This is a genomic window from Oryzobacter terrae (assembly GCF_042756445.1).
In the GTDB taxonomy this organism is placed as follows: domain Bacteria; phylum Actinomycetota; class Actinomycetes; order Actinomycetales; family Dermatophilaceae; genus Oryzobacter; species Oryzobacter terrae.
The window spans coordinates 3,401,338-3,415,078 of the sequence record NZ_CP170578.1 but is presented as its reverse complement, the minus strand read 5'-3'; the positions used below and the strand labels follow the sequence as shown (position 1 = coordinate 3,415,078).

Here is a 13,741-nt window from a genome sequence, read left to right as displayed (position 1 = left end):
GAGGGAGCGCGTCAGATGCCGAGGGTGCCGCGCGCGACGCTGTCGCCGGAGTGCTCCGGACGGTCGTCGAAGCCCTCGCGCGAGATGTCGACGATGACGTAGCCCTCGTCGATGAGCGCCTGGTCGATGGCGAAGCGCTGGCTGCCGTCGCCGGGGCGCAGCACCCCGACGGACACCATCCGGGTGAGGTCGCGGTTGATGAGCCACACCTCGAGGTAGCCGCGGCCGGCGTCGATGGCGGGGGTCTCGACGTCGAGGTCGAGGTGGCCGTCGACCCGGACCGCGCTGGCCGCACCGAGGACCTGGTCGGTGTCGAGGGTGTCGAGGTCGGTCCGGGCGAGGACCACGGGCGCGGCCACGTCGTCGGAGCGGACGAGCAGCCCCGCACCGACACCGCCGACGACGAGCCCGGCAGCGGCCGCTGCGGCGACCCACCAGGCGCGGACCCGGCGCGGCCCGGCCCGCAGGGGGACGACCTCGCCGGCCTCCTGCTCGGCGGCGGCGGCCGTCGGCTCGGCGGCGGCGGCCGTCGGCTCGGCGGCGGCCGTCGGCTCCTGGGGCCGCGCGTCGCGGTCGACCTCCTCGAGGACGGCGCGCCAGACCGACGCGGGGGGCGCGGTGAGGGGCACGGCCGGCTCGCGCACGACACCGACGACGGCGGCGAGCGCGTCGAGCTCGTCGGCGCACCGGGGGCAGCCCGCGACGTGCGCGCGCACCTCGTCGGGGACCGGCAGACCGGTCGCGAGGTCGACGAGGGAGTCGTCGGGGTGCGACGTGGTGTCAGGCGTCATCTCGGGTCACCTCCTCCATCTGGGTTCTCAGGGCGGCCAGGCCGCGTCGGACGTGGCTCTTCACGGTGCCGAGCGGCAGCTGCAGCCGGTCGGCCACCTCGGGGTGGGTCAGCTGCTCGACCACCGCGAGGCGCACGATCGTCGACCGCGGCTCCCCCAGGCGCTCGAGGGCGTCCTCGAGGAGCAGCCGCGTCGCGAGGCGCTCGTCGGCGGGCGGCGCGTGCGGCCGGCGCTCGGCCCGGGTCGCGACGGCCGCGGCGTCGCGCGCCTCGCGGGAGCGCTGGGCGTGCAGGTCGGCGACCTTGTGGCGCGTGATGCCCACGAGCCACCCGGGCACGGTCCCGCGGTCCGGCTGCAGCGTGTGGCGTCCGCGCCACGCCGCGACGAACACCTGCTGGGTCACGTCCTCGGCGTCGTGGTGGTTGCCGAGGGAGCGCAGGGCCAGCGTGTGGACGAGCGCGGACCACCGCACCCACGCCTCCTCCAGCGCCTCGCGCGACCCGGCTCGCAGCCGCCTCGCGAGGTCCTCGAGGTCGAGGTCGACCTCCGTCCCCACACTCACCTCACTCACGATAGGCGGCCCGCCGTCCGGTTCGCCGGACGGGCGGGCGGGGGCGACGGTCGTCGCCCCCGCACCGGCCGTGGCGAGGTACGGCACGTCAGAGGTCGGCCGGCCGCAGGACGAACGCGATCCCGTGGGCGATCTGCGCGTTGCCGGCGTTGATGTCGAGGGCCCGCGGGACGAGGAACGGGTTGACGTCGTTGCGGTCCTGGTCGCGCAGCTCGACGATCCGCAGCCGCGGGCTCCACACCCGCACCCCGATCGTGGCACCCTGCGCCGTGGTGAGGGTCGCCCCGTTGGCCTTGACCGCCTGGGCCGCCGTGATCGCCGTCCCGGGCACGACGTGGTAGAGCAGGACCTGCTCGACGGCGTCGACCCCGACCGCGGCGACGAGCGAGCCGAAGACCTTCTCCTCCGACCAGCTCCAGCGCTTGGTGAGGTCGGCCGCGAGGACCTGGAACGCGCGGTCGTTGGGGATGAACGCGGTGAGGGCGACGTCCCCGTCGGCGAGGACGCCCACGGCGCTGTCGGGCTTCGCCGCGAGGACCGCGAGGACGGCCTCGGTGACGATGTCGTAGTCGTACCAGTTGCGGTCGAAGCGGTTGCCGTCGGAGGTGAGCACGGTGGCGAGGCTGCGGTCCCCCGTGGCGGCGGAGGCAGCGGGGGCGGCCGCGAGGCCGACCGTGGCGAGGGCGGAGGCGATGGCGACGGTGGACGCGATGCGGCGACGGATCATCTGGGGGTCCTCTCTGACGAGGTGGCCGCGTCGTCGCGACCACACCCTCCTTTCCGCGCGGAGGCGCCCGGTGGATGCACCGGGACGCGTCGGATGTGTCGCGGTCCTCCGCCGGCACGCCAGGCCCTACGATCCTGCGGGTGGGGACCCTGGGGGCGATGGTCGGCTCGGCGCTCGTCGTGCTGCGCGACGCGGCGCGGCTGCTCGTCGGGCAGTGGCCGACCCTGGCGGCGATCTCCCTCCTCGGGATCATCGGCCACAACGGGTTCCTGTGGTTCAGCGTGTGGCTGAGCGGGCACCGGGGCTGGGGGCTGGTGACGGCGGTCCTGCTGCCGCTCGTCCCCATCAGCTCCCTCGTGGCGCTCGTCCTCATGCTGCGCCACGCGGGGCGCTACGAGGCCACGCTCGCACCGCTCGTCACCGACACGGCCGGGCCGCGGCTGAAGGCCAGGCTGGCCCTCCTCGCGAGCACCCTCATCCCCTTCCTCACCCTCTACGTCGCGCAGGACCGCCTCGAGCAGGACCGGCGCGCCTTCGTCAACACCGCGGTCTCGACCGAGTTCATCACCTCGGGGTTCTGGAACCCCGACCGCGACACCGACCGCGGCGCCCTCGTGGTCGGCGCAGCCCTGTTCGGCCTCGTCGCCGTCGCGTTCGTGCTGCGGACCGCCCTCGACCGGTTCGCCCTCCCGGCCCGTCACCTCTCGTGGGGCGTGCTCGCGGCGTACGTCGAGGTCCTCTGGCTCTTCCTCCTCGCCAGCCAGGTCTCGTCCTCCAAGGACGAGGTCCGCGGCTGGCTCGAGGACCGGCGGCTCAGCGCCTGGGCCCTCGACCGGTGGGAGTCGGTCACCGAGCGGCTGGGCCCGCTCACGGCACCGGTCCGCGACCTCGGCGGCCAGGTCCTCGAGGTCGTCGCGAACGCCGACCAGACGATCGTCCTGCCCATCGCGTGGCTCACCGTCGGCGCCGTCGTGTTCGGCCGCGAGCTGGCGCCGCCGCGGGGGCCCGAGCGCACGCGTCGCTGGCGCGAGAAGGTGCCACCCTGGGTCGACCGCGGGGTCGGCGAGGCGACGAGCAGCATCGCCGAGCGCTTCGGCGCGCTCGCCCGCGGGGTGCGCCTGCTCGCCGTGGCGGGCCTGCTGCCGATGCTCCTGTTCTGCGTCGCCTTCCTCCTCGCCGGCCAGGCGGGCACGCTCGTCGACGAGGGGGTCCGTGCCGTCCTCGGACCGCGTGACGGCGATGCCGTCATCTTCTGGTCGCCGATCCTCGCGATCCTCGGCCAGGTCACCCGCGACGTCGTCGTCGTGTGCCTGCTCGCGGCCGCCCTCGGCCGGGTCGTCTCCGGCCTGCGGGCCACCGACGACCTCGCCCCGTCGGGCGAGGGGCGCGACGCCGTTCCCGCTCAGCCGCCGTCGCTCGCGAGCGGCCAGTCCGCGTAGAGGTGGAGGTCCGGGCTGACCCGGACCACCTCGGGGACGGCCCCCTCCGGGAGGAGGAAGACGGCGTCGCGGTCGTACTGCGGCGGACGGGTGCTCTCCCGGTCGGCATCCATGTCGAAGACGGTGGGGTTCACGACGTCGCCGCCCGGCTGGCACGAGGCGAGGTCGGCGACCCCGCCGGCGAGCGCCGTCGTCCCCGAGGCGTACTCGCGCCCGCGGGTGTCGCGCAGGAGCACCTGGCATGTCGTGAGCACGGTGGTCGGCGCGGCCTCGACGTGGACGCGCACCCGCCACGCGTCCAGCCCCGGCGGCACGGGCACCTGCTCGCCCCCCAGGAGCTCGACGGCGTCGGCCGGCCGGGTCTCGACGTGCCGCACCGAGAGCTCGACGGGCACCATGCCGGCCGACTGCGTCTCGGTCGTCGTGCTGAAGTGGGCCGTCCCGCGGCCGTCGAGGGCGACGCGCTCCAGCATCTCGTAGGGCCACCAGAGCTCGACGACCCGCTGACCGCTCGCGAGCACGGCGAGGACGAGGAGGACCGGGAGGGCGAGGAGCGCCACGCGCTGGCCGCGGAGGAACGCCCTCACGACGAGGCCTCCCGGCGACCGGTGCCCGGGTCGATCGCCGGCGGCGGCGTGCCGTCGACCCGGTCGGTGCGGGCGGCCCACCGCCGGACGTCGTCGCCCGAGATGCCGAGGTCGATGTCGGCCAGGTCGTCGCCGCGGACGTCGAACGGCGCCCTCGCCACCCGGAGGTGGGCCCCCACCGCCCTGTCGGCGGCGACCTCGAACGACACCACGCACTGGGTCTCGACACCGGGAACCGTTGCCGCGCAGGCCAACCCGTTGCGCACGCCCTTGGTGAGCTCCCGACCGTCGCGGTCCACGAGCGTGGCGTGGCGCAGGGTGACGGCGTCGAGGGTGGGAGTCACCGACAGGCGGGTGACGACCCACAGGCCCGGCGACTGCTTCGGGGCGCCCGGCCCGAGGTCGAGGACCGGGGCACCGTCGACCGACCGGGGAGTGAGGTCGGCGTAGCGCAGGGCGACCGTCTCGCCCATCGACACCGGCTGGAGGAAGGGACGGCCGAAGACCACGCGCTCTCCGCCGGCGAGGGCGTCCACGGCCCGTCCCGCGGCGAGGGCCGCGACGACGAGGACGACGGTGAGCAGCCCCTGCCGCACCGAGGGGCGGCCGAGGGAGGCGGCGCTCACGACGACGGCTCCGGGGCCGGGGCGAACTCGGTGACGGGGACGGTGACCCGCACGGCGGGGGTCGGGTCCCACCAGCCGTAGTCCTCGTCGACGTTGCTCTGGCGCCACTGGTGGCTGCGGAGGACGACCGTCACCTCGTCGGGCACCGGCGCCGAGGAGACCTGCTGGAAGAGGAGGACGGCCGGGTAGGTCAGGCCGGGCGCGAGGTCGCCGAGGCCCTCCGCGTCGTCGGACGACAGCATCGCGCTCGGCACGACCTCGTCCGGGCGCGCCGGGAGCGCACCGCCGCGGGCGTACGACGGCGGGACGAGCCCGGAGGCGCCCTCGAGCCGCACGAGGTCGCGCAGGGTCTGCCACGGCACGGACTGCGTCACGTCGTCGCTCGCCGAGACCTCCAGGCTGACGACGAGGTACCGCCCGACGGGCCGGGCCACCGAGTCGACCCCGAGGTCGGTGCCCACCCGGACCCGCTCGACGGCGACGGTGTACGGCTCGACGGACAGCGACCGGCCCGTCGGGGCGGTCGCCGGCTCGCCGGACCTGCTGTCGTCGAGCCCGCCGAAGGCGCCGCTGACGAGGAGCACGGCGAGCGTGAGCCCCACGCCGTACTCGCGGTAGCTGCGACCGGCTGCCCACGCCCGAGCGCCCGACAGCGCGCGGCTCCCCCGTCCCCCGGACCCCATGGGGACGAGTATGCCGTGGTCCGCGGGCCGATCAGGCGGAGGTCGTCGTGTCGGCCGGCGCCGGGAAGCGGCGGGGCCACCAGAAGCGGTCGCCGAGGAGGATCCCGATCGCCGGCACGAGCACCGTGCGCACGACGAGCGTGTCGAGGAGGACGCCGACGCAGATGATGACGCCGAGCTGCGCGAGGACGACGAGCGGCAGCACGCCGAGCACCGCGAAGACGGCCGCGAGGAGGATGCCCGCGCTCGTGATGACGCCGCCGGTCGCCGACAGTGCACGGAGCATGCCCGCCCGCGTCCCGTGCCCGCGCGCCTCCTCGGACGCCCGGGTCACGAGGAAGATGTTGTAGTCGACGCCGAGCGCGACGAGGAAGACGAACGCCAGCAGCGGCACGCCGTCGTCGAGGCGCTCGAACCCGAGCACCTGGGTGAACAGCACCCAGCTGATCCCGAGGCTCGCGGCGTACGTCGCGAGCACCGTCGCGACGAGGACCACCGGCGCGACGACGGAGCGCAGCAGGCCGCCGAGCGCGACGAGGACGAGGGCGAGGATGAGCGGCAGGATGAGCAGCCGGTCGCGGCTCGAGGCCGCCGCCGCGTCGACCGCCTCGGCCTCGGTGCCGCCGACGAAGGTGTCGGGTGTCGTGGCCACGGCGTCGCGGACGGCGAGGACGACGTCCTCGGCCTCGGTCGACGACGGCTCGGCGTCGATGACGACCGCGAGCTCGGACACGCCGCCCCCGCTCGTCGTCGGCCGGACGGAGCCCACGCCCTCGACGCCCTCGATGGCGGCGGCGACCTGCCTGGCGTCGCCACGCGTCACGACGACGGTCGGGTCGGCGCTGCCGGCCGGGAACGACTGCGCGAGACGCTCACCGGCGGCGATGGCCTCGGGCTTCTGGAGGAACTGGTCGGGGCCGTCGAGGCCCGTGCGAATCTGGCTCGTCCCGGCGGCGGCGGCTCCGAGGGCGAGCACCGTGACGACGACGAAGACCGCCGGGCGGGCCGAGACGGCGTCACCGACGCGGCGCCAGAACGACCGCGAGTCGGCGAGGCTGGACTCGCCGACGTGCGGGACCTTCGGCCAGAAGATCCACCGTCCGAAGACGACGAGCGCGGCGGGGAGCACGACGAGCGCGAAGACCGCCGCCACGACGACGCCGACGGCGCAGGCGAGGCCGAGGCCGCGCGTCGCGGGGAACACCGACAGCAGGAGGGTGAGCAGCCCGAGGACGACGGTCGACGCGCTCGAGATCACGGCCTCGGCGGTCCGCTTCACGGCGTGCGCCATCGCGGCCCGGCGGTCCTCGGTGGTGCGCAGCTCGTCGCGGTAGCGCGAGATGAGCAGGAGCGCGTAGTCGGTGCCCGCACCGAAGACGAGGACCGACAGGATGCCGATCGTCGACTCGTCCCAGATGACGTCGGTCGCCGCGAGGACCCGCGTGGCGGCGACGGCGGCGAGCTGGTCGGCGGCACCGACCACGGTCAGCGGGACGAGCCAGAGGAGGGGGCTGCGGTAGGTGATGACGAGCAGGAGGGCGACGACCGAGGCCGTGGCCGCGAGGAGGCGGGTGTTGGCACCGTCGAAGACCGCGGCGAGGTCGGCCTGGACGGCGGCCGGACCGGTGACCTGCGCGGTGAGCCCGTCGGGCAGGTCGGCCTTCGCGGCGGAGCGGACGTCGGCGACGACCTCGGCCGTCTCGGTCGCGTCGTTCGCCCGCACGGGGACGACGACGGTCGCGGCCGTGCCGTCCTCGGCGACCTGGGGTGGGGCGCCGACCGCCCCGGGGATGGCCCGGGCCCGCTCGGTGATCGTCGCGAGGTCGCCCTCGGAGAGTCGATCGCCGTCGCGGGCGAAGAGGACGACCGCGGCTGACCCCTCCTCCTCGGGCAGCTCCGCCCGCAGCTCGGCGGCGTCGCGGCTGTCCGAGCCGAGCGGGAGCTGGGCCGTGGCCGTGTCGGGCTGCGGCGCCTGGCCGACGACCCCGATGGCCGCGCCGGCCCCGAGGAGGGCCAGGAGGGCGAAGAGCCCGGCCACCCAGCGTCGGGTGATGAGATCGGCGACCCAGCCCATGGAACGTCCTCCGTTGCTACGATGGTCAGCAGGTGATTCAACAGATTACTAAGTTGGTGAGTGATATTACGGAGCGACGGCCGCGTAACGCAAGTCGGGCGATGCAGGAGCACGTCCCGGCGTGGACCGGGTCGAGCACGCTGGACTCCCTGCAGGACCTCGTCGACGTCGCCGCGCTCCTCCCCGCGGAGGTGGCGCGCCAGGCGGGCCTCTCGACGTCCGAGCTGCACTCGCTGCGCCACCTCTCCAAGGCACCGATGGGCCCCGTCGAGCTCGCCAAGGCGCTCGGCGTGACGTCGGCGGCGTCCTCGGGGATCGTCGACCGCCTCGTCGCCCGCGGCCACGTCGAGCGACGCAGCCACCCCGACGACGGCCGCCGCACGGCCGTCGTCATCACCGACTCCGGGCGCGCCGAGGTGCTGCGGCGGCTCGCCCCGATGTTCTCCGGGCTCGCGGCCCTCGACGCCTCGCTCGACGAGGGCGAGCGGGTCGTCGTCGAGCGCTACCTGCGCGGCGCCGCCGCCGCGATGCGCGCCCTGATGTGACCGGGCCACCCACCGGCGGCCCGGCCGCCGCGGCGTCCCGGGCGCTCGACTCCGTCCTCGACCGCACCGTCGCCCCCGGCTTCACCGCCCTCGGTCACGCCGTGCGTCGACGGCTCCCCACCTGGCCCGCCGACCCGGGCCCCGGTGCGCTGGCCGGGCGGCACGTGGCGGTCACCGGCGCGTCCTCGGGGCTCGGTCGGCGCACCGCCCTCGACCTCGCGGCACTGGGCGCCACGGTCCACCTCGTCGTGCGCGACCCGGGTCGCGGCGAGCGCGTCGCGGCCGAGGTCGACGCCGCCAGCCGCCCCGGCACCGCGCGCGTCTGGCGGTGCGACGTCGCCGACCTCGGCTCGGTGCGCGCGTTCTCCGACGCCTTCCTCGCGTCGGACCTGCCGCTGCGCGGGCTCGTCCACAACGCGGGCGCGCTCCCGCCGGAGCGCACCGAGTCGGCCCAGGGCCACGAGCTCACCGCCGCCCTCCACGTCCTCGGTCCGGTGCTCATGTCCGAGCTGCTCCTCCCGGCGCTGGCGGCCGACACCGGCCGGGTCGTCCTCGTGACGTCGGGCGGCATGTACACGCAGCCGCTGCCGGCGCACGACCCGGACTTCGAGCGGGGCGGGTACACGGGCGCCGTCGCCTACGCGCGCAGCAAGCGCGGTCAGGTCGAGCTGCTCCCCGTCCTCGCCGCCCGCTGGGCCCCGCGCGGCGTGAGCGTCCACGCGACCCACCCCGGCTGGGCCGCCACCCCCGGGCTCGACGCCTCGCTCCCCCGGTTCGCGGCGGCGTTGCGCCCCGTCCTGCGCAGCGACGCGGCCGGGACCGACACGACGACCTGGGTCCTCGCCTCGGAGCCCGCGCCGGAGTCGGGCCGGCTGTGGCACGACCGCCGGGTCCGCCCGACGAGCGTGCTGCGCCGCACCCGTCCCTCCGCCGAGGAGCGCGACCGCTACTGGGCGTGGGTCAGGTCCGCGACGGGCCTCGAGGACTGACCGGCCCTCAGTCCTGCGAGGACCGGCAGACGTGGAAGCGCTCGAGGCGCGCGTCGCCGACGTCGAGGTCGGCCCAGCGTCCGGCGTAGTGCAGCACCGCGAGCCCGCACGTCGGGAAGCCCTCGGCCATGGCGCGGTGCCCGTCGGTGCTGCCCTCGCCGTCGCAGAGCAGCTCGGCCAGGGACGGGATCCCCGGGGCGTGCCCGACGACCATGAGGACGTCGGCGTCCTCGTCGGCCTCGCGGACGACCTCGAGGAGGCGCTCGGCCGACCCGTTGTAGATCCGGCGGTCGAGGTGGACCTCGGTCTCGGGGCACCCGCCGTCCCAGACGCCCTGCGCGGTCTGCTGGGTGCGCTCGGAGGTCGAGCACAGGACCTCGTCGACCCCGATGCCGTGCTCGTGGAGCCACCGGCCTGCCGCCGCGGCGTCCCGCCGGCCCCGCGGGGTGAGCTCGCGCTCGTGGTCCTCGTCCCAGCGGTCCTGCTCGGCCTTGGCGTGCCGGAGGAGGACGAGCGTTCGGTCCTGCGCAGCCCGGGTCATGGGTCGATGATGCACCCGCCGAGGTGCCCCTGTCGCGGGCGCCCCGACAGGGCTACGGTCGGCAGCGGGGGCGGAACCGGTCCGCCGCAGCAGGAAGGACCACCGTCATGACCGCCGTCGACGACATCCTCGGGGCGCTCCCCGTCGAGCAGGTCGCCCAGCAGACCGGGTCCTCGCCCGACGAGATCCGCACCACGGCCGCAGCCGTCCTCCCCGCCCTCCTCGGCGGCCTGCAGGCCAACGCCGGCGACGACTCCGGTGCCGGGTCGCTCCTCGAGGCCCTGGGCCAGCACGACCCCGACCTGCTCTCCGGTGGCGCCGACCTGGACCGGATCGACCCGCAGGACGGGCAGGTCATCGCGAGCCACATCTTCGGCGACCAGCAGGACGAGGTCGCCAACCGGCTCGGCGGGCTGCCCGGCGTCGGCGGGTCCGGTGCCGGTGGGGCGCTCGTGAAGAAGCTCATCCCGATCCTCGCGCCGATGGTCCTGTCGTGGCTCGCGAACAAGGTCCTCAGGGGCGGGGCGTCCTCGGGGCAGGCCGGCGGGTCGGGGGGCGGGCTCGGCGACGTCATCGGGGACGTCCTCGGCGGTGGGTCGCCGGGCTCGAGCGGGTCGAGCGGGTCGTCGCCGTCCCTGCCCGGTGGGTCGTCGTCCGGCGCGCCGGGTGGCCTCCAGGACATGCTGCGCGACGTCCTCGGCGGGGCGACCGGCGGCGGGGCGTCCTCCGGCTCCACCGGTTCGGGCACGTCGACCGCATCGCCCGGTGGCCTCGACGCGGGCAGCATCATCGAGGACGTGCTCGGCGGCATCCTCGGCGGCGGCCGCCGCTGACCCGTCCCCACATCGACCAAAAGGTCACCCCAGGTACAGAACCCGCCCCCGGCCCGTACCTGTCGTGACCTATTGGTCGCTTCGGGTACGCAGTCGCGCGACCAGACCGTGGGACAAGATCGCCCTGTTGGTCGATCCTGACCCAGCGCCATGCCAGCTCCCGGGACAAGATCGCCCTGTTGGTCGACCCTGACCCACGTCGGGGGGATCGTGACCCGGGGGCGGGCTCGGGTCGGGCGACGTGGGGTCAGGACTGGCCGAGGCGGGCGAGGATGAGGCCGCGCGCGGCGCCGGCGTCGGCCTGGCCCTTCATCTCCTTCATGACCTGGCCGATGAGGGCCCCCACCGCCTGCACCTTGCCGTCACGGATCTTGGCGGCGACGTCGGGGTTCGCGGCGATGACGGCGTCGACCGCCGCCTCGAGCGCACCGGTGTCCTGCGACAGCTCGAGCCCGCGCGCGTCGGCGACCTCGGTCGGCGTCCCCTCCCCGGAGAGCACGCCCTCCCAGGCCTGCCGCGCCATCGAGTCGTTGAGCCGGCCCGAGGTGACGAGCCCCTCGAGCTCGACGACGTGCGCCGGCGTGATCCCGAGCGACGCGGCGTACGCGGGCACGTCGACCCCCTCGGCGTTGGCGCGACGGGCGACCTCGCCCGACCACCACTTGCGCGCGGCACCCGGCGAGGCGCCTGCGGCGACGGTCTCCTCGACGAGCTCGACGAGCCCGGCGTTGACGACGTCGCGCATCTCGAGGTCGGCGAAGCCCCAGTCGGACTGCAGCCGCCTGCGACGGGCGGCCGGCGGCTCGGGCAGCGTGCCCCGCAGCGTCTCGACGGTCTCGTCGGAGGGCGCCACGGGGACGAGGTCGGGCTCGGGGAAGTAGCGGTAGTCCTCGGCGTCGGACTTCACGCGGCCGGAGGTCGTGATGCCGGTGTCCTCGTGCCAGTGCCGCGTCTCCTGCACCACGGAGCCGCCGCCCGACAGGATCGCGCCGTGCCGGCCGACCTCGTAGCGCACGGCCCGCTCCACCGAGCGCAGCGAGTTGACGTTCTTGGTCTCCGAGCGGGTGCCGAACACCTCGGCGCCCTTGGGCATGAGCGAGAGGTTGACGTCGCAGCGCATCGAGCCCTGCTCCATCCGCACGTCGGACACCCCGAGCGCCTTGAGGAGGTCGCGCAGCGTCGCGACGTAGGCCTTGGCGATCTCGGGCGCGCGCTCCCCCGCCCCCGTCATCGGCTTGGTGACGATCTCGATGAGGGGGATGCCGGCGCGGTTGTAGTCGACGAGGGAGTGGGTGGCGCCGTGGATGCGACCGGTGGAGCCGCCGACGTGCAGCGACTTGCCGGTGTCCTCCTCCATGTGGGCCCGCTCGATCTCGACGCGGTAGGTCGTGCCGTCCTCGAGCTCGACGTCGAGGTGGCCGTCGAAGGCGATCGGCTCGTCGTACTGCGAGGTCTGGAAGTTCTTCGGCATGTCCGGGTAGAAGTAGTTCTTCCGGGCGAAGCGCGACCACGGCGCGATGGAGCAGTTGAGCACCAGGCCGATCCGGATGGCCGACTCGACCGCCTTCTCGTTGACGACCGGGAGCGCGCCGGGCAGGCCGAGGCAGACCGGGCAGACCTGGGTGTTGGGCTCGGCACCGAACTCGGTCGGGCAGCCGCAGAACATCTTCGTCGCGGTGTTGAGCTCGACGTGGACCTCGAGCCCCATGACGGGGTCGAACGCGGCGAGCGCGTCGTCGAAGGAGATGGTGGGCTCGGGCGCCTGCGTCGTCATGGCTCAGGCCTCCTTCGTCGTCGTCGCGGCGAGCTCGGGGGCCCGGTCGAGGATCGAGCCGCCCCACGCGGCCGTCAGCCGCGCCTCGAGGGCGGCGCCCACCGCGTAGAGGCGGTCGTCGGCCATCGCGGGTGCCAGGATCTGGAAGCCCGTGGGCAGCCCGTCCTCCTCGGCGAGGCCGCTCGGCACCGACATCCCGGGGATGCCCGCAAGGTTGGCGGGGATCGTCGCGATGTCGTTGAGGTACATGGCCATCGGGTCGTCGAGCTTGTCGCCGAAGCGGAACGCGGTCGTCGGTGACGTCGGGCTGACGAGGACGTCGGCGGTCTCGAACGCGGCGGTGAAGTCGTTCGCGATGAGGCGGCGGACCTTCTGCGCCGAGCCGTAGTAGGCGTCGTAGTACCCGCTGGACAGGGCATAGGTGCCGAGGATGATGCGGCGCTTGACCTCGTCACCGAAGCCGGCGTCGCGGGTGGCCGCCATGACCTGCTCGGCGCTCGGCGCGTCGACGCCCTCGGGGGCGACGCGCAGGCCGTAGCGCATGGCGTCGAACTTCGCGAGGTTGCTCGACGCCTCGCTGGGGAGGATGAGGTAGTACGCCGCGAGCGCGTAGGTGAAGCTCGGGCACGAGACCTCGACGACCTCGGCCCCGGCGTCGACGAGGTGCGCGACGGCCTCGTCGAAGCGGGTCTGCACGCCGGCCTGGAACCCCTCGCCGGTCAGCTCGCGCACGATGCCGATGCGCAGGCCCGTGACGTCGGCACGACGGGCGGCCTCGACGACCGGCGGCACGGGGGCGTCGATCGAGGTGGAGTCGAGCGGGTCGTGGCCGCCGATGACCTCGTGGAGCAGCGCGGCGTCGAGCACGGTGCGCGTGCAGGGGCCGGCCTGGTCGAGCGAGGACGCGAGGGCGACGAGCCCGTAGCGCGAGACCCCACCGTAGGTCGGCTTGGTCCCGACGGTGCCCGTGACCGCGGCCGGCTGGCGGATCGAGCCGCCGGTGTCGGTGCCGATGGCCAGCGGGGCCTGGAAGGAGGCGACGACCGAGGACGAGCCGCCACCGGACCCACCGGGGATCCGGTCGAGGTCCCACGGGTTGCGGCTCGGGCCGTAGGCGCTGTGCTCGGTCGAGGAGCCCATCGCGAACTCGTCCATGTTCGTCTTGCCGAGGATCGGCATGCCGGCCGCCCGCAGGCGCGAGACGAGCGTCGCGTCGTAGGGCGGCACCCAGCCCTCGAGGATCCGGGAGCCGCACGTCGTGGGCAGGCCCTGCGTCGCCATGACGTCCTTGACGGCGATCGGCACCCCCGCGAGGCGGTGGAGCGACTCCCCCGCGGCGCGACGGCGGTCGACGTCGTCGGCCTGGGCGAGCGCGCCCTCGGCGTCGACGTGGAGGTAGGAGTGCACGGCGCCGTCGACCGCGGCGGTGCGCTCGAGGTGGGCCGCGGCCACCTCGCGGGCCGACACGCTGCCGGCGGAGAGGAGGTCGGCGAGCTCGGCGGCGGTGGACCGGGTGAGGTCGGAGGCAGTCACGTCACGGCTTTCTTCGGCGGGGTGGGAC

The 13,741-nt window shown here is 74.9% G+C and carries 14 protein-coding genes; 4 read left to right on the top strand and 10 right to left on the bottom strand.

Annotated features, from left to right (window positions below):
• Nucleotides 1-11: 11 nt before the first annotated feature.
• The 3 genes from ACFWN3_RS16370 to ACFWN3_RS16360 form a co-directional block, all read right to left on the bottom strand.
• The gene (locus ACFWN3_RS16370; RefSeq protein ID WP_377641404.1) at nt 12-791 is read right to left on the bottom strand and encodes an anti-sigma factor; all 780 of its coding nucleotides are present in this window, start codon (nt 789-791) and stop codon (nt 12-14) included.
• Nucleotides 781-1,353, bottom strand: coding sequence for an RNA polymerase sigma factor (locus ACFWN3_RS16365; protein WP_377641402.1), 573 nt, complete (start codon nt 1,351-1,353; stop codon nt 781-783). The genes ACFWN3_RS16370 and ACFWN3_RS16365 overlap by 11 nt, the downstream gene beginning before the upstream one ends.
• Nucleotides 1,354-1,450: 97 nt before the next feature.
• A complete protein-coding gene (locus ACFWN3_RS16360; protein ID WP_377641400.1) occupies nt 1,451-2,089 on the bottom strand; it encodes a fasciclin domain-containing protein in 639 nt (212 codons plus the stop codon).
• 140 nt (nt 2,090-2,229) lie between these two features.
• On the opposite strand from ACFWN3_RS16360, the gene ACFWN3_RS16355 reads away from it, so the two are divergent.
• Nucleotides 2,230-3,528: a hypothetical protein gene (locus ACFWN3_RS16355; RefSeq protein WP_377641399.1), complete on the top strand. Its 1,299-nt coding sequence runs from the start codon at nt 2,230-2,232 to the stop codon at nt 3,526-3,528.
• Here ACFWN3_RS16355 and ACFWN3_RS16350 read toward each other — a convergent pair.
• The 4 genes from ACFWN3_RS16350 to ACFWN3_RS16335 are packed head-to-tail and all read right to left on the bottom strand — an operon-like array spanning nt 3,492 to nt 7,498.
• The gene (locus tag ACFWN3_RS16350; protein WP_377641397.1) at nt 3,492-4,115 is read right to left on the bottom strand and encodes a hypothetical protein; all 624 of its coding nucleotides are present in this window, start codon (nt 4,113-4,115) and stop codon (nt 3,492-3,494) included. The two genes, ACFWN3_RS16355 and ACFWN3_RS16350, sit on opposite strands and share 37 nt — an antisense overlap.
• Complete coding sequence (locus ACFWN3_RS16345; protein WP_377641395.1) at nt 4,112-4,741, bottom strand: hypothetical protein; 630 nt, start codon at nt 4,739-4,741, stop codon at nt 4,112-4,114. Before ACFWN3_RS16345 ends, ACFWN3_RS16350 begins: the two co-directional genes overlap by 4 nt.
• Nucleotides 4,738-5,424 carry a hypothetical protein gene (locus tag ACFWN3_RS16340; RefSeq protein WP_377641393.1) on the bottom strand — a complete coding sequence of 229 codons (687 nt, stop codon included), beginning with the start codon at nt 5,422-5,424 and terminating at the stop codon, nt 4,738-4,740. Before ACFWN3_RS16340 ends, ACFWN3_RS16345 begins: the two co-directional genes overlap by 4 nt.
• A gap of 31 nt (nt 5,425-5,455) precedes the next feature.
• A complete protein-coding gene (locus ACFWN3_RS16335; protein ID WP_377641391.1) occupies nt 5,456-7,498 on the bottom strand; it encodes an MMPL family transporter in 2,043 nt (680 codons plus the stop codon).
• Between the two features lie 101 nt (nt 7,499-7,599).
• Here ACFWN3_RS16335 and ACFWN3_RS16330 point away from each other — a divergent pair, with 101 nt between their 5' ends.
• Nucleotides 7,600-8,043 (top strand): MarR family winged helix-turn-helix transcriptional regulator, encoded by a 444-nt coding sequence (locus ACFWN3_RS16330; protein WP_377641389.1) that lies wholly within the window; start codon nt 7,600-7,602, stop codon nt 8,041-8,043.
• The gene (locus ACFWN3_RS16325; protein WP_377641386.1) at nt 8,040-9,032 is read left to right on the top strand and encodes an SDR family NAD(P)-dependent oxidoreductase; all 993 of its coding nucleotides are present in this window, start codon (nt 8,040-8,042) and stop codon (nt 9,030-9,032) included. The genes ACFWN3_RS16330 and ACFWN3_RS16325 overlap by 4 nt, the downstream gene beginning before the upstream one ends.
• A 7-nt stretch (nt 9,033-9,039) precedes the next feature.
• Here ACFWN3_RS16325 and ACFWN3_RS16320 read toward each other — a convergent pair whose 3' ends face one another.
• Nucleotides 9,040-9,573 (bottom strand): SixA phosphatase family protein, encoded by a 534-nt coding sequence (locus tag ACFWN3_RS16320; protein WP_377641384.1) that lies wholly within the window; start codon nt 9,571-9,573, stop codon nt 9,040-9,042.
• 107 nt (nt 9,574-9,680) lie between these two features.
• Here ACFWN3_RS16320 and ACFWN3_RS16315 point away from each other — a divergent pair, with 107 nt between their 5' ends.
• Complete coding sequence (locus tag ACFWN3_RS16315) at nt 9,681-10,406, top strand: DUF937 domain-containing protein (protein ID WP_377641382.1); 726 nt, start codon at nt 9,681-9,683, stop codon at nt 10,404-10,406.
• A 247-nt stretch (nt 10,407-10,653) separates the two neighbouring features.
• On the opposite strand, the gene gatB is transcribed toward ACFWN3_RS16315, so the two are convergent.
• Nucleotides 10,654-12,180, bottom strand: coding sequence for an Asp-tRNA(Asn)/Glu-tRNA(Gln) amidotransferase subunit GatB (gatB, locus tag ACFWN3_RS16310; RefSeq protein ID WP_377641380.1), 1,527 nt, complete (start codon nt 12,178-12,180; stop codon nt 10,654-10,656).
• Between the two features lie 3 nt (nt 12,181-12,183).
• Nucleotides 12,184-13,713, bottom strand: coding sequence for an Asp-tRNA(Asn)/Glu-tRNA(Gln) amidotransferase subunit GatA (gene gatA, locus ACFWN3_RS16305; RefSeq protein ID WP_377641378.1), 1,530 nt, complete (start codon nt 13,711-13,713; stop codon nt 12,184-12,186).
• Nucleotides 13,714-13,741: the final 28 nt, after the last annotated feature.